The sequence below is a fragment of the Brevundimonas sp. genome, from assembly GCF_018608325.1.
Taxonomy (GTDB): domain Bacteria; phylum Pseudomonadota; class Alphaproteobacteria; order Caulobacterales; family Caulobacteraceae; genus Brevundimonas.
The window spans coordinates 1-20649 of record NZ_JABAZW010000069.1; the positions used below are offsets into that span (position 1 = coordinate 1).

15 protein-coding genes are annotated in these 20649 nt (G+C 63.4%); all 15 read left to right on the forward strand.

Features of this window, described 5'->3' with window-relative positions:
- The coding region (locus QZ281_RS07250; RefSeq protein ID WP_292226557.1) for a glycoside hydrolase family 3 C-terminal domain-containing protein at positions 1 to 838 on the forward strand (838 nt) is incomplete at its 5' end.
- Between the two features lie 70 nt (positions 839 to 908).
- Positions 909 to 4016 (forward strand): TonB-dependent receptor, encoded by a 3108-nt coding sequence (locus QZ281_RS07255; RefSeq protein ID WP_292226641.1) that lies wholly within the window; start codon positions 909 to 911, stop codon positions 4014 to 4016.
- A gap of 277 nt (positions 4017 to 4293) precedes the next feature.
- The gene (locus QZ281_RS07260; protein ID WP_292226559.1) at positions 4294 to 5826 is read left to right on the forward strand and encodes a tryptophan halogenase family protein; all 1533 of its coding nucleotides are present in this window, start codon (positions 4294 to 4296) and stop codon (positions 5824 to 5826) included.
- Between the two features lie 67 nt (positions 5827 to 5893).
- Positions 5894 to 6937: a LacI family DNA-binding transcriptional regulator gene (locus QZ281_RS07265; RefSeq protein WP_292226562.1), complete on the forward strand. Its 1044-nt coding sequence runs from the start codon at positions 5894 to 5896 to the stop codon at positions 6935 to 6937.
- Between the two features lie 76 nt (positions 6938 to 7013).
- Positions 7014 to 7718 (forward strand): helix-turn-helix transcriptional regulator, encoded by a 705-nt coding sequence (locus QZ281_RS07270; protein WP_292226565.1) that lies wholly within the window; start codon positions 7014 to 7016, stop codon positions 7716 to 7718.
- A 54-nt stretch (positions 7719 to 7772) separates the two neighbouring features.
- Positions 7773 to 8120, forward strand: a complete 348-nt coding sequence (locus QZ281_RS07275) for a hypothetical protein (protein ID WP_292226568.1) — start codon at positions 7773 to 7775, stop codon at positions 8118 to 8120.
- A gap of 51 nt (positions 8121 to 8171) precedes the next feature.
- Positions 8172 to 8642, forward strand: coding sequence for a hypothetical protein (locus QZ281_RS07280; RefSeq protein ID WP_292226570.1), 471 nt, complete (start codon positions 8172 to 8174; stop codon positions 8640 to 8642).
- A 163-nt stretch (positions 8643 to 8805) separates the two neighbouring features.
- On the forward strand, positions 8806 to 9288 hold the full coding sequence (locus QZ281_RS07285; RefSeq protein ID WP_292226572.1) for a hypothetical protein: 483 nt from the start codon (positions 8806 to 8808) through the stop codon (positions 9286 to 9288).
- 142 nt (positions 9289 to 9430) lie between these two features.
- The gene (locus tag QZ281_RS07290) at positions 9431 to 10702 is read left to right on the forward strand and encodes an outer membrane beta-barrel protein (RefSeq protein ID WP_292226575.1); all 1272 of its coding nucleotides are present in this window, start codon (positions 9431 to 9433) and stop codon (positions 10700 to 10702) included.
- A gap of 36 nt (positions 10703 to 10738) precedes the next feature.
- Positions 10739 to 13018 (forward strand): polysaccharide biosynthesis tyrosine autokinase, encoded by a 2280-nt coding sequence (locus QZ281_RS07295; RefSeq protein ID WP_292226577.1) that lies wholly within the window; start codon positions 10739 to 10741, stop codon positions 13016 to 13018.
- Between the two features lie 106 nt (positions 13019 to 13124).
- Positions 13125 to 14396: an O-antigen ligase family protein gene (locus tag QZ281_RS07300; protein ID WP_292226580.1), complete on the forward strand. Its 1272-nt coding sequence runs from the start codon at positions 13125 to 13127 to the stop codon at positions 14394 to 14396.
- A gap of 93 nt (positions 14397 to 14489) precedes the next feature.
- Entirely contained in the window at positions 14490 to 15140 is a 651-nt protein-coding gene (msrA, locus tag QZ281_RS07305) for a peptide-methionine (S)-S-oxide reductase MsrA (RefSeq protein WP_292226583.1), read from the forward strand.
- Positions 15141 to 15228: 88 nt separating this feature from the next.
- Positions 15229 to 16557 carry a VOC family protein gene (locus QZ281_RS07310; RefSeq protein ID WP_292226585.1) on the forward strand — a complete coding sequence of 443 codons (1329 nt, stop codon included), beginning with the start codon at positions 15229 to 15231 and terminating at the stop codon, positions 16555 to 16557.
- An 83-nt stretch (positions 16558 to 16640) separates the two neighbouring features.
- A complete protein-coding gene (locus QZ281_RS07315; RefSeq protein WP_292226587.1) occupies positions 16641 to 18482 on the forward strand; it encodes an acyltransferase family protein in 1842 nt (613 codons plus the stop codon).
- Positions 18483 to 18632: 150 nt separating this feature from the next.
- Entirely contained in the window at positions 18633 to 20585 is a 1953-nt protein-coding gene (mdoH, locus tag QZ281_RS07320; RefSeq protein WP_292226589.1) for a glucans biosynthesis glucosyltransferase MdoH, read from the forward strand.
- The last annotated feature ends 64 nt before the right edge of the window (positions 20586 to 20649 follow it).

Below are 20649 nucleotides of genomic sequence, written 5' to 3' on the forward strand. Positions count from 1 at the left end.
CGTCTTCGCCACCCAGTGGACGACCGAGGCTGAAGACGTCGAGAACCTGTCCCTGCCGGACAATCAGGACGCCCTGATCGCCGCTGTCGCCGGCGCCAACCGCAAGACGGTCGTGGTTCTGGAGACCGGCGGCCCGGTGCTGATGCCCTGGCTGAACAAGACCCCGGCGGTCATTCAGGCCTGGTATCCCGGCCAGCGCGGCGGCGAGGCCATCGCCCGCATCCTGTTCGGAGACGTGAACCCGTCTGGCCGTCTGCCCATCACCTTCCCCGCCACAGGCGACCAGCCGCCGCGCCCGATCGTTCCGGGTCTGGCCGAACTGCAGGCCGTTGACGCAGCAGCCGCCGCCAATCCGGGCGCGCCGCAGGTCGAAGGCCTCAAGCCCTTCGTCGTTGAATACCCGGAAGGCGCCGATGTTGGTTACCGCTGGTACGCGCGTCAGGGCCTGAAGCCCCTGTTCTCGTTCGGCCACGGCCTCAGCTACACCAGCTTCGCCTACTCCAACCTGGCGACCTCGACCACCGACGGCCTGACCGTCAGCGTCGATGTGACCAACACTGGATCACGCGCAGGCGCCGAAGTTCCCCAGCTGTATGTCGCGCCTGAGAACGCCGCCAATCCGCGTCGTCTGGCGGCCTTCGCCAAGGTGACGCTGCAGCCGGGCGAGACGCGTCGGATCACCCTGCACGCCGAACCGCGCATCCTGGCCAACTACGACACGGCCCTGCCCGGCTGGCGCATCGCCGAGGGCGGCTACCGCGTCAGCGTGGCGCCCGACGCCGCCGACGCGGGCCTGCACGCCAACGTCCAACTTTCCGGGTCGACCATCAGACCTTGAACCCAAAGCCGCATAACAAACCGCGGCGCCACGAGGAGGGATAACGAAAATGAGGATTCACAAGAGGCCAATGTTGGCCGCCTTGCTAGCCAGTTCGGCGCTTGTCGCGCCGGCCTACGCCCAGACCGCAAGCCAGGACACGACCGAGGTCGGCGAGATCATCGTCACCGGCATCCGGGCGTCGCAGGCCAAGTCCATCGACATCAAGCGCAACGAAACTGCGCTGGTCGACGCCATCTCGGCTGAAGACATCGGCAAACTGCCCGACGTCACGGTCGCCGACGCCCTGCAACGCATTCCGGGCATCCAGGTGCAGCGCTCAGCAGGTGAAGGCTCGACCGTCAACATCCGCGGTCTGCCGCAGGTCGTGACCCTGCTGAACGGCGAACAGTATCTGGCGCCGGGCAACCTGGGCAGCGCCCAGCCGAACCTGAACGACGTGCCGTCTCAGTTGATGAACTCGATCGTCGTCTTCAAGTCACAGGACGTCCGCAACGCCCTGTCCGGCATCTCTGGCACCATCGATCTGCGCACGCGCCGTCCGATGGACTTCAAACACGGCGCCACCGTCTATACCGCCGCTGAATATCAGACCGGCGACCGCACGGGCGAGAGCGACTACCTGTTCAACGGCCTGCTGAACTGGCGCGGCGACCGCTTCGGCGCCATGCTGTCTGGCGTCGTCAGCAACTCAAACCTGGGCAACAACTACTCGGGCGTTTCGGGCGGTCTGTTCGGCAACAACGACTGGGGTGGTGACGCCAACAACTGGATTGCGCCGCACGGCTACGACTCCTTTGCACGTGTCGTCGAACGTGACCGTTACAGCCTGAACGGCTCCTTCCAGTATCAGATCGAAGACGGCATCCGACTGACGGGTGAAGTCTTCTATACGCACCAAAAAGAATACAATCGCGCGGCCGGTCTCAACATCTCAAACCGTTGGGATGGGGTGACCTGGACCACCCCTACGGCCTTCACAACGACAGGCGTGAACGGCAGCAACGGCAAGCCCTGGCTCAACGTCAGTGAATATGACCTCGACGTCTGGTGGACCAACTCCTTCACCGTCAACCGCGTCACCGAAAACGAGTCCACCAACTTCAATCTGGAACTGGACTACGACAAGGGCGGCCCGTTCACTTTCAAGGCTCGCGCCATCAAGGCTGACGCTTCACTGCTGAGCATGAATGGTCAGGTCCAGGGCGACCTGTCCAACTGGCAGTACGGCGGTCACCGCAAACCCTTGTTCACACAGGCGGGTGACCGCACACGCGGCACCTTCTACCCTGCATCGATTGCGGCCCTGTACCCAGCCTCGCAATACTCCAACAATGTTGTCGGTTCTCAGGGCGGACGCTACATCAACCCTAATCCGCTCGGATACGGTGTCGACCCGCAACTGCACATCAATATCGGCGGCGATAAACTAGTCTGGAGCGGCTTCGACAAGCCTATTGCTGGCGGCCTCGGCAATAAGCCGCTGACCGACTACATGTCGAACCTCGACAGCTATACGGTCGGCGCCTACTCATCGGAAGGCAACCAACGCAACGAGTCGGAACTGACGGTCGTTCGCTTTGATGGCTCATATGAGTTCCAGCAAGAGCCTGCCTTCGGCTTCCTCACCCGTGTCGATGCTGGCATTCGCCACAGCGCGCGTGAAGTGAAGATCACCAACTTCCACCTGTTCAGCGATTTCTACGCGGGTCAGGGCGCAGGCAACCAACAGGGCTGTGCGGCCCAATGGAAAGCCATCGACGTTGTGATGGACAACACCCAATGCCAATCGGGTGAATTTGTATCCAACCCCACCTACGACGCTAGCAAAGCAATCGCGACTGCTCCCGGCAGTTGCAATGATGGCGCCGTCGCCAATGCCCCGACCTGCTTCCAAGGCTACACGGTCAATCGCCCGACGCTGCTGAAGACCCACAACAACACCTATTTCCTGAGCGACTACGGCTCCGTAACATCGGGCCTGCCCGGTGTATGGGTCGCGGATCCGCGGGACTTCGACGATGTTGTCGCCTTCCAGAACCGCGTCTTCGGCAATGCCTTCGAAGTCATCGTTCCGGGCAACTCCTATGACGTCGACCTCTATGAAGATGCTGCCTATGTGAACGGCAATATCGAGTACGGAAAACTTCACGGTGATATCGGCGTTCGTGTCGTTCGCACCGAACTGCGCGCGCGTCAGAATCTGGCCGACCCAAGAGCGCTCGCCTACGGAGACACCAACACCAAGACAGGCGAAACCACCTCCAGCCGGACCTATACGGACTGGTTGCCGACCGTGAACCTGGCCTACGACATCAACGACAAGCTGCGTCTGCGTGCAGCCTACGCCAAGACCATGATTCCTCTGGATCTGGGCAACTACGGCGGCGGCGTCACGGTCGCGACCTCGTCATCGACAGGGCCGACCGAAGAAGATCCGACTGCACCCCCGACAACCGTGCGCCGCGTGACGGGCGTGGGCCTTGGCGGGTCAGTGGAGTTGAACCCCTGGCGTTCAGACAACTTCGATCTGGCGCTGGAGTACTATTATGGTCCAGCGACGATGTTCAATATCGCGGCCTTCCGCCTGAACATCGACAGCTTCGTCACGCGTGCTGACTTCCCCAATAGCGGTTCATACCCTGACAGCGACGGCGTCGTTCGTCGTCTGGTCAATGTGAACCGTCCAGTTCAGGGCTCCGGCGGTGAACTGCAAGGCATCGAGCTTGGCGCAAAGCTGGGTCTGTCCGACTTCATCGACACCCCGATCTGGTCTGACTTCGGCTTCGACGGCAGCTTCACCTTCTCGGACAGCAAGCAGTCGGGCAAAACTCTGGCAGGAGAAAATCTTCCCTTCCCAGATAACTCCAAATATTCCTTCAACGCCGCACTTTGGTATCAAGGTGAACGCCTTCAAGCTCGCGTCGCTTACAACTATCGCGACCGACGCCTGTCAGGAACATTCGGCGCCATGCCGGTTTACCAAGATACGGCTCAATACGTCGACGCAAACGTCACATACAATGTGAACGACATGGTCACGATCTATGCAAACGGATCGAACATCTTCGGCGAGATTGAGGAATACTACGTCGAAATCGAACCCGGCGCGAAGCAGTTCCACAGCCGGAACCAGTTCGAGCCGCGCTACTCGGTGGGCATCCGCGCCCGCTTCTAGGTCTCTTTCCTGAGCGACTGGCCGACGATGACTCTGTGTTGTCGTCGGCCTCTTTTTTCGCGTAACAATCCTATTCAAGATCCCCCAGAAGGATCATCTCTGGATCAGCTCGCTCTCGATAACGCCAGCGTCGTCGGCCATTTCGACACCGCCGCAATCGATCTGCGCCACGCCGTTTCTCAACTTAGCCGCGCTCGCGACCCGAGGTCGCTGATAGGCCGGAATACCCCATTTATCTCTCGGCCCCGATCAGGGCCCAAGCTGCGTGAGGCCCGCCATGGATGATCCCCGTCGCCCCATCAAGAAGATCTGCATCGTTGGCGGAGGCTCTGCCGGCTGGATCGCCGCCGCCCTGCTGTCCGAGCATTTCAAGGGCAAGGTAGCCGAGATCGAACTGGTTGAGTCCGACGATATCGGCATCGTCGGCGTGGGCGAGTCCACCATTCCGCCCTTCCTGCAGATGCTGACCCGCCTGGGCATCAACGAGCAGGACTTCCTCAAGGAGGTTCAGGGCAGCTTCAAGCTGGGCATCCTGTTCAAGGACTGGAAGCTGAAGGGTGAGGAATACATCCACCCGTTCGGCTATTTCGGTGTCCCCGTCGAACTGGGCGATCTCTACCAGGTCTGGCTGCGAGCACGGGCCGAGGGTTATACGCGCGGCCTGCAAGAATTCGCGGCGGCATCTGTGATGCTGAACGAAGACCGCTTCACCCTGCCCTTTAAGGCGCCGCGCACGCCGATCGCCAGCGCGTCCTACGCCGTGCACATCGACGCCCGGAAGATGGCCCGTTTCCTGCGCCGCTTCTCCGAGGCTCGCGGCGTGACCCGCACAGAAGGCATTGTCGAAAACGTCACCCAGCATCCCAACGGCTTCGTTGAATCCGTCATCCTGAAAGACGGCCGCCGGATCGAAGCGGACTTCTTCATCGACTGCACCGGCTTCCGCGCCCTGCTGATCAACAAGACCCTGGGCGTTGGCTATCATGACTGGTCGCAATGGCTGCTGAGCAACCGCGCCGTCGCCCTGCAGGTCACCAACCCGACCCCGCCCGGCCCCTACACCCTGGCCCACGCCCAGGATGCCGGCTGGTGCTGGCGTATTCCGCTGCAGCAACGCAGCGGCGTCGGCTATGTCTTCTGCGACCGCTATTGCAGCGATGATGAAGCCCTGGCCACCCTCCTGAAACAGGCCGATGGCGAACCCGTCGTCGATCCGTGGATCATCCCCTTCAAGACCGGCATGCGCGAGAAGCTGTGGGACAAGAATGTCCTGTCGCTGGGCTTGGCGGGTGGTTTCATCGAGCCGTTGGAATCTACAGCCCTGCACCTGATCTATCGCGGCATGGACTTCTTCCTGCGCTTCATGCCGGACGCCGACTGCGACCCGGTTCTGATCACCGAATACAATCAGCGCATGACACAGGATTACGAGGAAATCCGCGACTTCGTCATCATGCACTACGCCATGACCCAGCGTGACGATAACGCCTACTGGCGCGAGATCCGCAACATGGAGATGCCGGAATCACTGAGCAGCAAGATCGACCTGTTCAAGGTCAACGGCACCATCCGTGAAGGCGTCGATCTGATGTTCCGAAGCGTCAGCTGGCAATCGGTGCTGGAGGGCATGGGGGTGAAGCCGCGCGCCTATCACCCGCTGACCGACCGGATCGATTACACAGACATGCCGCGCTATCTGGATCAGGGGGCAGCCGCCATACGTCACGCTGTAAACGGCCTGCCGACCCATGGCGATTTTCTGCGCGACCACTGCACCGCGCCGTCACCGGAATGGCTGGCGCCCGTGTAAGATGCGAACCGACTTTCGTACGGTGAAGACCGGCTCTATGTAGGGCTGGAAACAAGGAAGCTATCGTTTGCGCCGAGCGGTTACCATCAAGCACGTCGCCGCAGAGGCAGGCGTGTCGCTTCAGACCGTCTCTCGGGTGATGAACAAGGAGCCGAACGTCCGTCCGGTCGTGCAGGAGCGCGTGCTGGCCGCCGTGGCCAAGCTCGGCTATGTGCCCAGCCTCGCAGCGCGGCGCATGGGCGGCTCCCGCTCCTTCCTGCTGATGGCGCTGAACGACCGCGAACGCACTATCGAGGGCTGGCGCTCCGGCGAAGGCACCGACTGGGTCGACCAGATGCTGATGGGTGGCATGCTGAAGTGCGAGGCTCACGGCTATCGCATGATCTTCGAACTGGTCGACACCGGGTCCGAACATGTCGAACGCGAAGTGACGGCGGCCATTTCCGCCCTGCACCCCGACGGCGTGATCCTGACGCCGCCCCACTCCGACAATCCGGTCATCACCGGCCTCTTGTCCAAACTGGGCCTGCCCTTCGCCCGCATCGGTTCAGTAGCGCACGGCGACGGCTTCTCGATCTCGATGGACGATGGCAAGGCGGCCGAGTTCGCCACGCGCCGCCTGCTGGAATTGGGACATCAGCGCGTCGCCTTCATAACCGGCAGCGACCAATATGCCCTGAGCGCCGCTCGCCTCGAGGGCTATCGCGAGGCTATGCGGTCCGCCGATGGCGGTCTTGACGAGGCCCTGATCGGGCGAGGCGACTTCAGCTATGAGTCCGCCGTCGCCGCCACCGAGGCCCTGCTGGCCCTGCCGTCACCGCCCACCGCCATTGTCGCCAGCAACGACCGCATGGCTTTGGCCGCACTGCGCACCGCCGAAAAACAAGGCTTGTCAGTCCCCCAAGACCTCTCAGTGGTCAGTTTCGACAATACGCCCCTGGCCCGGTTCGCCGACATGTCATCGGTGGTTCAGCCCATTGCCGAAATGACGTCGACCGCTGCTGACCTTCTTATCCGGTTCAAAAGCGGCGCCCCTGACCTGCCCCAAAGCAGCGTGGTCGCCTTCGATTTTATCGAGCGCGGCTCAACCGCCTCCAGGCCCGCCGCCTGAGCCAGCCGCATGCAACCGAATCGAGCTTTGCCGTCAGGGGTGGACGCCGCCCCTGAGAAGGCATTAACCTTTTAAAATGACGCCGCTTGCCGAAAACAAGCCAGGACCCGCCAACCTGCCGACCGATCGCGAGCGCGAAGTGATGGCCTATGTCGCCGCCCACTATCGCAGCAAGCAGATCGCCCGACTCACTGGCAAGGCCCCCAAGACGATCGACGCCCAAGTCGCCAGCGCCTGCAAGAAGCTGGGCGTCTCATCACGCGATGAAGCCGTGCGTCTTCTGATTGATGAGGGCGCCCTCCAGCCCATGGGGGAAAATCCCTATAGGGAATCAGACGCAATAGGCGCGGACATGATTGTCGGCTTTCCTCCACCTGTTCACGTGGAGGGAACAAATGACGACGACAGACTACACCCGGTCGCCGATTTCGCCGGACGACCTGATGCCGCCGATGACCTACGGCGACTTCCAGAAAGCCCTGGAACTCGTGGCCTCGGGACGCACGCACCGGAACATGATCCCGTTCCTGGTGTCGGCCCTGCAGCAGCAGGCGCCCTTCCTGTCCGGACAAATGTTGATGTTCGAGATTCTATGCTCGGCGTCCTGTCTGTCAGATCTGCCGAAGAGACCGCTCCACAGCTAAATCCTGCCGGTCGCCCCTTCCTGCGCTTGCTGACGGCCGTCGGCATCGCGCTTGCCCTGGCGATCACCGTGCCTGCCGCGCTTTACGGCGCAGTCTCCTTGCAGAGACTGGTGCAGTCGATCCAAGCGCAGCCCTGAATCCTATCAAAACTCATCTTCCAGCAAACCGCCGTCGCGCGGTGGAGATCCCTCATGTCCGATCAACTGCAGGCCGCTGCCCGCGTAGCCGCCATAATCAATGAAGCCGAACGCGCTATGGATGACGCAATGTCGCGCGCCTCGCTGCTCGTCGCTGAACTGCCTCAGTTGCAGATTCAGGCCGGCGTAAACGGCGCCTGGGCCCAACCCGCCGTCGCATCCGTCTGCTCGGCCCTGACCGACATGACCACAGCCCGCGGCTCGTTGATCGAGGCGCATCGAAGCCTGTCGGCCGTACAGCGCAAACTGGGAATCACCGTCGCCGAGATTCCCGGCAACTCGAAAGAACGCCCGCCAAGACCCGCAGCCAGCGTCGAAAACATCGTCCAACTGCGCGCCTGACACCTTTACCACTGACGTCCGCTTGTTCATGGTGGCCCCAGGAGGGTCGCCATGGACCTGCTTCAGGCGCTCGCCACTCTTTACCAAATTCTCGGGTTTTTCGCGGGCTTCCTGGTCATCGCCATCGCACTGGTGCTGGGCGGACCGCCGCATCGCGCCTGCGCCATCATCGCTCTTTTCGACGCGCTCGGCTTATATGTCCTGATGTCGGCGCTGAATCTGGATCAGGTCGACTGGATGGTTCAGCTTCGCTCAGTTTTCGTCTTTTTTGCTTACGGATTCACGGTCTTCAGATGGCGCGACCGCTGGCTCATTTTACTGATGGGCTTGCAGGGGTTCGCCGTGCTCCTGCACCTGTCCAACATACTTGACCGCACCATCCACCCGTCCACCACCAGCCTGCTGCTAAATGCCACAGGCTGGTTGATGTTGATCTTGCTTGCAACAGCCTCAGTCGCCCACGCCTTTCAACGAAGTGACGCAAATCATGGTTACAAGAACGCCGACCTGTCGATACCTTAGGCTTTGACAAGGTTAATAAATACGTCTCTAACCAAGCTCGACCGTTTCCTTTTCGCAACAGCAAAACTTATCGCCGCATTGCACCTTGAATAACGCTGGCATTCAGCTAGACGGTTCGGGCATAGTGCACATACTAACTTAACCACCTATCGGAGGGGCTACCATGTACAAGTCCGTTCTTATCGCTGCAGCCATGCGCGCATTTGCGCTGGCAGCCGGCACGGCTGTCGTGGCCGTTCCCGCTATGGCCGTCGCACAAGACCAGGTTGCAGCGCTGAGCACCGCAATCCAGGCTGCGGTCGTCCAGGCTCAAGCCAATGCCGCAGCCCAGGGACTCTCGGCTGAACAAACCCAAGCTGCTGTAGAAGCGGCTGTTCAACAAACCATCGCCGTCAGCGGCGCAAGCCCCGCTACGGCCGCTGCTGCTCTGGGCGCTGCTCGCGCTGCCCTGGCTGCTTCAGGCGCACTGTCTCCGGCTGCTGCCGCAGCAGTCGGCTCGGTTCAATCGCAAGTCTCGGCAGCAGCTAACCCGACCGGCGCCGCTGCTGCTTCGGGCGGCGCTGTCGGCGGCGCTCCGCTTGGTGCACCGCCTTCGGCTGGCGGCGGCGGTGGCGGCGGCTCGGACTACCGTCCGCCCAACCACTAACTCAGTGTCGGGCCGGATTCGACATCCGGCCCGAACCTTAATTCAAGCTGCATATGAAACGAGCCGATTCGCTGGGCTCGCCTATTAAGATATAGAGGTTACCATGTCCGTGATGCGGAAAGGGCTCGCGCTTGTCGCAGCCGTGACCACGATTGTTCCCGCCGGCATGGCTTCGGCGCAATCGTCCAACAGCGCACTTCGCGCCGCCCTGGCTCAGTCGGGTGATCTGTTCGCTCGCGACCGTGCAGTTGCTGTACGCGACCGCGCTCACCCCGAATATGAAGCCCTCGGGCTTCCGGCTGGCGCTTTCACCGTCTTCCCGCGTCTTCAAGCAGACGTCGAATATAATAATAACGTCTACGCCACCGAGAACGGCGCATTGGACGACCTTATTTTCCGCGTGAAGCCTGAATTGGCTGTAGAATCAGGTTGGTCTCGCCACTTCCTTCAGGCCTATGTGCGTGGCGATTTCAGCCGCTATTCGGACTACGGCACTGAAGACACGAACAACTGGGGCATCGGCTCCTCGGGCCGTGTCGACATCAATCGCGCCGCCAACATCGCGTTGGGCGCCGATTATGCCGAGCTGACTGAACCGCGCACCTCGTCGAACACGCCGGTCGCCAGCGCCAAGCCCATCGAATATGACCTGACCCAAGCCTATATCGCGGCAACCCGCGTCACGGGTCGCCTCAAGCTGTCGGGCCGTGGTGATTTCCGTTCGTTCGACTACCGCAATGGTGAAACCCTCACGGGCGCCGTCATTGACCAGAGCAACCGCAACCGCGACGTCTCGAGCCTGTCGGGTCGTGTCGACTACGCCATCAGCCCGGCGACCGCCGTCTTCGTTCAGGTGACCGGCAACGACAGAAGCTACAAGGTCGCCTCCACACCGACCGACCCCAATCGCGATTCTTCGGGCTATGAGGCCCTGGTCGGCGTCAACTTCGAAGTCGGCGCCGTCGCTCGCGGTGAGCTGGCCGTCGGTTACATCAGCCAAGAGTACGACAGCTCCGCCTTCAGCAACATCGACGGCTTTGGCGCCCGCGCCCAGGTGCAGTGGTTCCCCACGGAACTGACGACCTTCACCGCAACCGGCTCGCGGACGATCGAAGACTCGGGCATCGTCGGCTCGGGCGGCTATCTGTCGAACGGCGTGGGTCTGGCCGTGGATCACGAACTGCTGCGCAACGTGATCCTGAGCGCTAACACCAACTTCAGCCGCGATGAGTATAACGGCATCGATCGCAACGATGACCGTTTCAGCATCGCCGCGGGCGGCACCTATCTGCTGAACCGTAACCTGGGCGTCAGCGTCACCGCCAGCCACCCGAAGCAGTCCTCGGACGGCGCCAACGCGGGCGTGAAGTACAACGTGAACCGCGTCATGCTCTCCTTGGTCTCACAGTTCTAAGCGTAAGGCTGTCATCTCCGACAGCATGGTCTCCTCATGAATCAGATTTTCGACGCGCGCTCGGCACAGGCCGGTTCACGGGGCGAGCCTTCGGGTGAATGGGGAGAGGGAGGCGGCTGGTCCGCCTCCCTCGGCCAGGCGATTGATCTTCATCGCCTGATCGCCGTCTTCCGCCGTCGGTTGAAGCTGTTTCTGGCTGTCGCCATTCTGGCGATGGTGGCGACCATCGTCGTCACGGTGCAGGCCACACCGCTCTACACCGCGACCGCCAATCTGATGATCGACACCCGCAAGGCTCAGGTTGTCGATTCAACGGCGGTCTTGTCCGGTTTGTCGGCTGACTCCAGCGTCGTCGACACCGAAGTCGAAATCCTGAAGTCCCGTCAGTTGGCGGAGCGCGTTGTCGACACGCTCAAACTGCAGGACGATCCTGAGTTCAATGACGCACTAGGCAATCCGGGGCCGATCAAGTCGGTCATCGGCGGCATCGGCGTCCTGTTCGGCGCCGCAGCGCCTGACGCCGCCCGCGACCGCCTCGATGCTGTCGCCGCACAAAAAGAAAAAGAACAGGTTGTTGATGCGGTGCTGAAGCGCCTCAGCATCCGGCGCGCAGGTCTGACCTATGTAATGAACGTCGGCTTCTCCTCGGAAGATCCGGCCAAGGCGGCGCGCATCGCCAACACCTTCGCCGACCGCTATCTTCTGGAGCAACTGGAAGCCAAGTTCGACGCCACTCGTCAGGCTAACGTCTGGCTGAACGACCGCCTCGGCGAACTTCGTGTCGAAGTGCAACAGGCCGACGCGGCTGTGGCCCAGTACCGCGCCGCCAACAACCTGCTCAGCTCGCAGGGCGCGACCCTGACCGAGCAGGAAATTTCGACCTACAACCAACAACTCGCGACCGTTCGCGCCCAGCAGGCGGAAGAAGAAGCCCGCCTGCGCACCGCACGTGGTCAGCTGGCCGCCGGTTCGACCGGTGAAGACGTTGGCGAAGCCCTGGGTTCGCAAGTCGTCCAGCAACTGCGCGCACGCCGCGCCGAGGTGTCGGGCCGCGTCGCCGACCTGTCCAGCCGTTACGGCCCCCGTCACCCCGACATGCTGCGTGCCCAACGCGAACTGGCCGACATCGACAGCCAGATCCAGGCCGAAATCCAACGCATCATCTCCAACCTGGAAGCCCGCGTTCAGGTCGCACGCGAACGCACCGGCTCCATGGCGTCCAGCCTGGGCGGCGCCCGCGGCACCCTGGCCGCAAATAATGCGGCCGGCGTTCGCCTGTCGGAACTGGAGCGCAACGCCCAGTCCGTCCAGACCCTGTACCAAAGCTTCCTGGACCGCTTCAAAGAGACCAGCGCTTCGGAAGGCATTGAACAATCCGACGCCCGCGTTGTCTCGCGCGCCAAGATCCCGAACAAGCCCTCCTCGCCGAACATCCCTCTGAATCTGGCCCTGGGCTTCGTCCTGGCTATCGGCGGCGGTCTGGCCGGCGTGGTTCTGGCTGAAATGCTCGACTCGGGCCTGACCACGGCTGAAGACGTTGAACGCAAGCTCGGCCTGCCGAACCTTGGCTCGGTGCCGATGATGTCTTCGGTCGCCGATCCGGTGGACCGCGACGAAACCCCTGTCGACTACGTGCTCAAGAAGCCGCTGTCCGGCTTTGCGGAATCCGTCCGCGCCCTGCGCGCCTCGATCCTTTACTCGCGTGTCGGCAAGCAGACCAAGGTCATCACCATGACCTCCGCCCTGCCCGCCGAAGGCAAGACCACGACCTCGGTCTGCCTGGCGCGCGTCGCTGCTCAGTCCGGCGCCCGTGTCGTACTGGTCGACTGCGACCTGCGCCGTCGCAACGTCAATCGTCTGCTGGGCGTCGAGCCGGAGACGGGTCTGATCGAGGTTCTGAACCGCAGCGCCACGCTGGACCAGGCCCTGCTGCTGGACGAACCGTCCGGCGCCTATGTCCTGCCGCTGGCCAAGAACAGCTTCACGCCCAAGGACGTGTTCGGTTCCGAAGCCATGGCCCAGTTGATCGCAACCCTGCGGGATTCGTTCGACCTGGTCATCCTCGACACCGCCCCGGTCCTGGCCGTCGCCGACACCCGCGTTCTGGCTTCGCGTTCGGATGCGACCGTGGTTCTGGCCCGCTGGCGCAAGACGCCTGAAAAGGCCATCGCCAACGCCCTGAAGCTGCTGGAGCAATCCGGCGCCCACGTTTCGGGTCTGGCCCTGACACAGGTCGATATGAACGCCCAGGCTCGCTACGGTTATGGCGACTCCGGCTACTATTATTCCGAATATAAGAAGTACTACGCCTCCTGAGGCGGACTGAATGTCTGAAAACCCAAATCGTCGTCGCCGTTCTACGGCGTTTGCCGGGCCGTCCTCCAAGGGCGGCCCGGAGCGCGTTGATTGGCGCAGTCGCATCGTGCTCGGCTTGGTTCCCGCACTGATTTTTGCGGCCCACCTGACCTTTGGCGCCAACCATGTCGCCGCCGCCCAGTGGCTGAGCGCTCTGCTGGGCCTGCTGCTGGTTGCGGCCCTGGCCGTGCCCCCTGCGCGCATTGGCCTGTTTGATTTGAAGCCCGTCTGGCCTCTGATCCTGCTGTTTCTGATCACGCTCGGCGTGGCGGCCTGGAGCTTGACATCCTTCACGCCCGGCGGACCGCACCCGATCTGGGCGTGGGCGGATATGCCCGGCTCATCGACCGTGAACCGGTCAGCCACTCTTCTCGAAATGACCAAGCTGGTCGGCCTGGGCTGCGTCTTCGTCCTGGGGTGTCTGCAAGGCGCCCGATCCGATCGCGCACGTGCGACGGTCGATGTCCTGCTGGCGCTTGGCGCCGTCTATGGCGCCATATCTCTGCTGAGCTTCCTGTCTGGCGGTCAGATCATGGCCGGTGGACGCCTGTCCGGCGGCTTCCTCAGCGCCAACAGCGGAGCCTCGGTGTTTGGCATCCTGACCGTCATCGGCCTGGCGAACCTGCTGCGCCGTTGGCGTCAGGCCAAGGGCACGGACGTCATGAAACAACTGGGCGAAGTGGCGGTGCCGCTGGCCTATGTCCTGCTGTTCGTCACCTGTCTGGTCCTGACGGCCTCGCGCATGGGCGTTGCGGCGACCGTCGTTGCGGCGGGCGTGCTGCTGCTGTGGGACATGATCGAGAACAAGGGCCGACGCCTGCCGGTGCTCGTCAGCGGCGCGGTGCTGCTGGTGGTTGGAGCGGTGCTGCTTCTCGGCGGCAATGATCTGTTGTGGTCGCGATTTGATGCGCTGGACCGCGACACGCTGGTGCGGACCACCATCTTCACCGCCCACTGGCAGGCCTTCCTGGATTCACCCCTGTTCGGTTACGGCCTGGGCACGTTCAACGACGTGAACAGCCAGATCATGACGGCGGAGAACTATCCCAACCTTTGGTCCATCCGCGCGACCCACAACCTCTATATCCAGTGGCTGGAAGAGGCAGGCATTGTCGGCGCCACGCCGATGTTCCTGCTGATCGGGGTGATCATCGCAGTATCCATCTGGCGCACGGGCAAGGTCCGCAAGGGCCAGACGACCGCGCGCGGTTTGGTCGTCGCCAGCCTGGTGGTGCTGATCCACGGCACGACGGACTATGCGTTGCAGACGCCGTCCATCGCCGCCTTCTGGGCCTTCCTGCTGGGTCTCCAGTTCGCCTTTGGTCAAAGCCGCGCCTGATAAAGGGCGCGGCCGACGTCTTTCTCCCGCTGGGCAAGTCGATCCGCCGTCCCCATATGGGCGATGAAGACCCTTGCCGAAAAGGAACGCTGCATGCTGTTCACCAAGACTGCCGAACTGCCCACGCCTGAAACCGCCCTGCCCGGCCGCACCACGCCGCTGCATACGGACGAGCTGCATTTCGTCACGGGCCGTCCGCTGAAAGGCCCCCACCCGGAAGGTTTCGAGACCGCCATCTTCGGCATGGGCTGTTTCTGGGGTGTCGAGCGCATCTTCTGGAACCTGCCCGGCGTCTGGGTCACCTCGGTCGGCTATTCCGGCGGCATCACGCCCAACCCGACCTATGAGGAAACCTGCACAGGCCGCACCGGCCATACCGAGGTGGTTCAGGTCGTGTTCGACCCCAAGGAAACCTCCTACGCCGAACTGCTGAAGGCCTTCTGGGAGAACCACGATCCGACCCAAGGTATGCGCCAGGGCAATGACATCGGCACCACCTATCGCTCGGCCATCTACACCCTGAACGACGAGCAAGCGCGCGATGCCGAGGCGTCGCGTGACGCCTATCAGGCGGCCCTGACCAAGGCGGTCCGCGGCGCGATCACGACCGAGATCGAACCGGCTGGCGTCTATTATTTCGCCGAGGACTATCATCAGGGCTATCTGGCCAAGAACCCCAATGGCTATTGCGGCATTGGCGGCACCGGCGTCGTCTGCCCCATCGGCATCGGCGTCCAGGCCTAACTGCGTCAGACGAAACGTCCCAGGTCGCCGGGTTTCGCACGGCGACCTGCCGGGGTAGGGATGGATCAAAATACTCAGGGAGCCGTCCATGTCCGCCTTCGTCCATCCTGACGAAATCCGCAGCCGTTTCTCGGCCGCCCTGTCGGCCATGTACCGCGCCGAGGTGCCGCAATACGGCGACCTGCTGACCCTGGTGGCGGACATCAACGCCCAGACGCTGAAGACCGACACGGCCAACGCCGACCGTCTGGCCGCGTCTGGGGAGTTGGCGCGCCTGTCGCAGGAGCGGCACGGCGCAATCCGCGTCGGCACGGCGAACGAACTGGCCACCATCGCCCGCGCCTTTGCGGTCATGGGGATGGAGCCGGTCAGCTATTACAACCTCGCGCCCGCTGGCGTGCCGGTCCATTCCACCGCCTTCCGGCCCGTCGATCCAGCGGCGCTGGCGCGCAACCCGTTCCGGGTCTTCACCTCCCTGCTGCGGCTGGAGCTGATCGAGGACGAGGCCCTGCGCGCCGAAGCCGCAGCGACCCTGGCCCGGCGCGACATCTTCACGTCCGGCGCGCGCGAACTGATCGAGACGGCCGAGCGCATGGGTGGGCTGGATGAGGCGCAGTCGGATCGGTTCGTGGCGGAACTGCTGGAGACTTTCCGCTGGCACGCACAGGCCACGGTCAGCGCCGAAACCTATGAACGTCTGGTCGCCGCCCACCGCCTGATCGCCGATGTGGTCAGTTTCAAGGGGCCGCACATCAACCACCTGACGCCGCGCACGCTGGACATCGACGCCGCGCAGGCCGCCATGCCCGCGCGCGGCATCACGCCCAAGGAGACCATCGAAGGTCCGCCTGCCCGCAACTGCCCCATCCTGCTGCGCCAGACCAGTTTCAAGGCGCTGCAGGAGCCGATCACCTTCCCGTCCGACACTGGCGCCATCGAGGGCGCGCACACAGCGCGCTTCGGCGAGATCGAACAGCGTGGCTGCGCCCTGACGCCGACGGGCCGCGACCTGTATGACGAAGCCTTGGCCAAAAAGGACTTCTCCGCCCTGCCCGACGACTGGACCGCCATGCGCAGCGAAGGCCTGGGATGGTTCCGCTATCGCGCCACGCCGCAGGGCCTGGCCGCGCGGGCCGAAACCGATGATCTGGAAGCCCTGATCGACCTGGGCCACGTCATCGCCGAACCCATCACCTATGAGGATTTCCTGCCCGTCAGCGCGGCGGGCATCTTCCAGTCGAACCTGGGGGCCGAGGCGCGGGCGTCGGCCTATGCGGTTGATCCGGCCAAGGCGGACTTTGAAAAGGCGCTGGGACGCCCGGTTCAGGACGAGATGGTGCTGTATCAGGCCGCGCAGGACGCCTCGATCGCCGCCACCCTGACCGCCCTTGGGCTTGCGCAACCTAAAGCCGTTTGAGCACGAACCCACAACCGCCACCGGCCCAAGCGAGACCATTCGCCCGCTTGCTTGACCGTACGGAGCGGATCATAGACGCGCCCGTGACCTCGTCTTCCGCCCCGTCTGCGCGTCGCTATGATCTGGACTGGATCCGCGTAAGCGCCTTCGCCCTGCTGATCCTGTATCATGTCGGCCTGGTGTACGGCGTCTATGGCTGGCACGTGCACAGCGCCCACACTTTCGAGTGGATGCGCGAAGCCATCCTGATCACCAACCCGTGGCGGCTGACGCTGCTGTTCCTGGTGTCAGGCGCGGCCTTACGGTTCATGACCCTGCGTCGCACGCCGCGTGAGGTGACCCGCGCACGCTTCGCCCGTCTGGTCCCGCCCCTGCTGTTCGGCACGGTGGCGCTGGTGCCGCTGCAGTCGTGGATCGAGGCGCGCGACAAGGCGAACTGGCCCGGCGGCATGGACGGCTATCTGGACTGGATGGCGCGTGAGTTCAGCTGGAGCGGCCTGATGGACGGCGTTCCGGTCAACCATCTGTGGTTCATCGTCTATATCGCGGCCTACAGCGCCGTGACGATCCTGCTTTGGCGCCAGCCGGGCGTCATCGCCCATATCGGCGACTGGCTGGAGAAGAACCTGCGGGGCTGGCGCGTGCTGGTGCTGCCGATCCTGTATCTGATCTTCATCCGCATCGCCCTGTTCCCCTATTTCGGCCTGACCAACACCCTGTCGGTCGACTGGTACAATCACGCCCTGTCGCTGGTCGCCTTCATCTTCGGCTTCGCCATCGTGGGCCGCGAGAGCATCTGGCGCGACATGGAGCGGCTGCGCTGGGTCAGCGTGGCCCTTGCCGCTGTCGCGCTGCCGATCATGATGGCCCAGGTCTGGCATCCGGGCGGACGCGCCTTCTGGGGCGTGCCCAAGGCCATCGTCTATGGCATCGACCAATGGGCGGTCATCACCGCCATCCTGGGCTTTGGCAGCCTGCATCTGCGCGACAAGTCCAGTCCGGTGCTGAAGTATCTGACCGAGGCCACCTTCCCCCTCTACATGGCCCACCAGACGGTGCTGGTGCTGGCGGTCTGGATCATTCGCCCGGCCAATCTGTCCGCCCCGGTGGAGGCCGTGTCGCTGGTGCTGATCACCTTCCTGGGCAGTCTGGCCATCTATGAGGTGGTCAAGCGCATCCCCTTCATCCGCCCGCTGTGGGGGCTGAAGCCGATCGACGACAAGCCCTGGCCCATCGACCTGCGGCCAGAGGCCAGAACCCCCTATCGACGTCGGCGCCATCTGCTGGGCGTGGGTGTTGCGGCGCCTGTGATCGCCCTGCTGGTCGTAGCCGTCGCCATCGCCGCCTATCCCGACTTCAACAACGCCACCCAGTATCTGAGCGAACTGGGCGGGGCGACGGCGCGCAAACCAATCATCTTCAACGCCGGGCTGTTCGCTGCCGGGGTCATGGCGGCGCTGGCCGGGGTTGGTTTCGGCCTGACCATCTACGCCCTGACGCGCGCGCGCATCCCCGCCGCCGTGATCGCCATCGTCTTCGTGCTGGCGGGGGCTGGCCTGTCGCTGTCGACCCTCTATCCGTGGCCGGACCCGCGCCACATGGTGATCAACCTGGGTCTGGGCATCCAGTTGGCGCCCCTGCTCTTGTTGTGGGGATTGGCCGCGCGAAACGACCTGACGCGGCTCAAAATCTTCCTGGCCGTCACCTTTGTTCTGATGGCCATTCTGACGGTCATGACCAAGCATCTGGTCCTCCCCGGCACGGTCAATGACGCCAATGTCGGGTGGTGGGAGCGAATCTACGCCACCGTCCTGGTATGCTGGGTCGGGGTCGCCGCCTGGGTTCTGGAGCGAAAATTGCGACAACTCGCCATCGAAGCGCCGCTTGACGGCCTTCACGAAGCCGTGATCGCAAATCCGCGGTAGGAATCCACGCTTTTTTTCGCTCAGATCAACATCGCGTGATTGAAAATCGCGCGAATGTGATCGACTATAGGCGAAGTCGCTGCAGTGCAGCATTCCGCGTCGCCCCGCCTTCCGGACGACGAATGGTCATCAGGGGGCATCTTGAACGGCATGACCAAGCTGTCAATCCGCGCTGTCGAACACGCCGACATCCAGAAGACGATCGCACCCTGGGCCTGGCTTCCTGACGAAGCCCCCTTGGAGATGCCGCGCCAGTCTCTGACGGACACGACTGCGTCGGCGGGATCGGTCACGCCGGTCACCTCGCCGCGCAACATCGCCATGCGTCGCCTGATGCTGCTGGCCGGAACCCTGTTCATGGCCGGTCTGTCGGCCATCGCCCCCTTCTATCTGTATGCCCGTGAAGGCTGGGACGGCACCGAGATGCTGGCCTTCGGCATCTTCATGGTTCTGATCACCGCCATCTCCTGCTGGTTCGTCAGCGGCCTGATGGGTCTGGTCGTCATGCTGCGCGGCAAGGATCAGGCCGACCTGATGTTCGCCGCCCATCCCCAGACGCCGCGCACCCGCACCGCCCTGCTGATGCCGCTGTATAACGAAGACGCCCGCGCATCCTTTGCACGTCTGGCCCAGATCGACGCCTCGCTGGCGCGTCTCGGCGCCTCGGCGGCCTTCGACATCTTCGTGCTGAGCGACTCGACCAAGGAAGAAGCCGCATCGGCCGAGCTGTCGGTGTTCCAGTCCTTCCGCATGAACGCAGGCTCCAAGGCCTTCTATCGCCGCCGTACCGACAACTCCGAACGCAAGGTCGGCAACCTGTCGGAATGGATCCGTCGTTTCGGCGCCGCCTATGAGAACATGATCGTTCTGGACGCCGACAGCACCATGGCGGGCGAAACCCTGCTGCGCATGGTCGACGCCATGGAGCGTAATCCCGGCGTCGGCATGATCCAGACCGCCCCGGTCATCATCAAGGCCCGCACCGTCTTCGCCCGCGTGTCGCAGTACAGCGTGCGCCTGTACGGCCGCGTCGCGGCCGCTGGTCTAGCCTACTGGACCGGTTCGGAATCCAGCTACTGGGGCCACAACGCCATCATCCGCACGCGCGCCTTCGCCGCCTGCTGCGGTCTGCCGTCGCTCAAGGGCAAGAAGCCCTTTGGCGGCCATATCCTGAGCCATGACGTCGTAGAGGCCGCCCTGATCCGCCGCGCGGGCTGGGCCGTACACGTCACCGCCGCTCTGGACGGATCGTGGGAAGAAACCCCGCCCTCGATCACCGACTTCATCCGTCGCGATCACCGCTGGTTCCAGGGCAACCTGCAGCACCTGGGCCTGATCGGCGCCGAGGGCCTGTCGCCCATGAGCCGCCTGCAACTGGTGATGGGCTGCATGGCCTATCTGTCGTCGCCCCTGTGGCTGGCGTCGCTGATGGTCGGCCTGTTCATCCAGATGTTCTATCCGGTGGACTGGAGCAGCTTCTTCTACATCCTGAACCCGCAGTTCACGCCCTTCATGCTGGCGTCCTTCCTGTCGGGCGTGCTGCTGATCGGCCCCAAGTTCATGGGCGCCGCCCTGGTGCTGAGCCGCCCGGCTGAACGCCGCGCCTTCGGCGGACGCCGCGCCATCGCCAAGGGCATGGCCGCCGAGATCGCCCTGTCGGCCATCCTGGCTCCCATCCTGATGGTCGCCAACACCAAGGCCTTCATCCAGATCCTGTCGGGTCACGACGCCGGCTGGACCGCCCAGCAGCGCGAGGCCGACGGCCTGGCCTGGTCCGACGCCTTCCGCGCCATGCGCTGGCAGATGGTGGCGGGCGTGGCCTTCATCATCCCGCTGTGCGTCCGCCCCGATCTGGCGACCTGGTTTGCGCCTATCGTCCTGCCGCTGCTGCTGGCCGCACCGATCTCGGTCTGGACCTCGCGCGTGCGTTCGGGCGACAAGTTGGCCGCCAAGGGCTTCCTGGTGACCCCGGCGCAGGATGGCGTCAGCGTCAATCCGGCCGTGCTGCACACGCCCCGTTCGCCCCTGCGCGCCGTCGCTGGCGGCGTCCTGGCCCCCGTCGTCGCCCCGGCGATGGTCCCGGCCCGTGCGCCTGAGCTGTAAAAGATCGTCCAAACCCGTCAAAAACGATGCGTCACGGCCACAGAGCGGACACAACCGTTAAACC

Bases quoted from the DNA above. Each gene is read 5' to 3' on its own strand.
- QZ281_RS07255 (WP_292226641.1), top strand. From the start codon at position 909: ATGTTGGCCGCCTTGCTAGCCAGTTCGGCGCTTGTCGCGCCGGCCTAC.
- QZ281_RS07260 (WP_292226559.1), top strand. From the start codon at position 4,294: ATGGATGATCCCCGTCGCCCCATCAAGAAGATCTGCATCGTTGGCGGA.
- QZ281_RS07270 (WP_292226565.1), top strand. From the start codon at position 7,014: ATGACGCCGCTTGCCGAAAACAAGCCAGGACCCGCCAACCTGCCGACC.
- QZ281_RS07275 (WP_292226568.1), top strand. From the start codon at position 7,773: ATGTCCGATCAACTGCAGGCCGCTGCCCGCGTAGCCGCCATAATCAAT.
- QZ281_RS07280 (WP_292226570.1), top strand. From the start codon at position 8,172: ATGGACCTGCTTCAGGCGCTCGCCACTCTTTACCAAATTCTCGGGTTT.
- QZ281_RS07285 (WP_292226572.1), top strand. From the start codon at position 8,806: ATGTACAAGTCCGTTCTTATCGCTGCAGCCATGCGCGCATTTGCGCTG.
- QZ281_RS07295 (WP_292226577.1), top strand. From the start codon at position 10,739: ATGAATCAGATTTTCGACGCGCGCTCGGCACAGGCCGGTTCACGGGGC.
- msrA (WP_292226583.1), top strand. From the start codon at position 14,490: ATGCTGTTCACCAAGACTGCCGAACTGCCCACGCCTGAAACCGCCCTG.
- QZ281_RS07310 (WP_292226585.1), top strand. From the start codon at position 15,229: ATGTCCGCCTTCGTCCATCCTGACGAAATCCGCAGCCGTTTCTCGGCC.
- mdoH (WP_292226589.1), top strand. From the start codon at position 18,633: ATGACCAAGCTGTCAATCCGCGCTGTCGAACACGCCGACATCCAGAAG.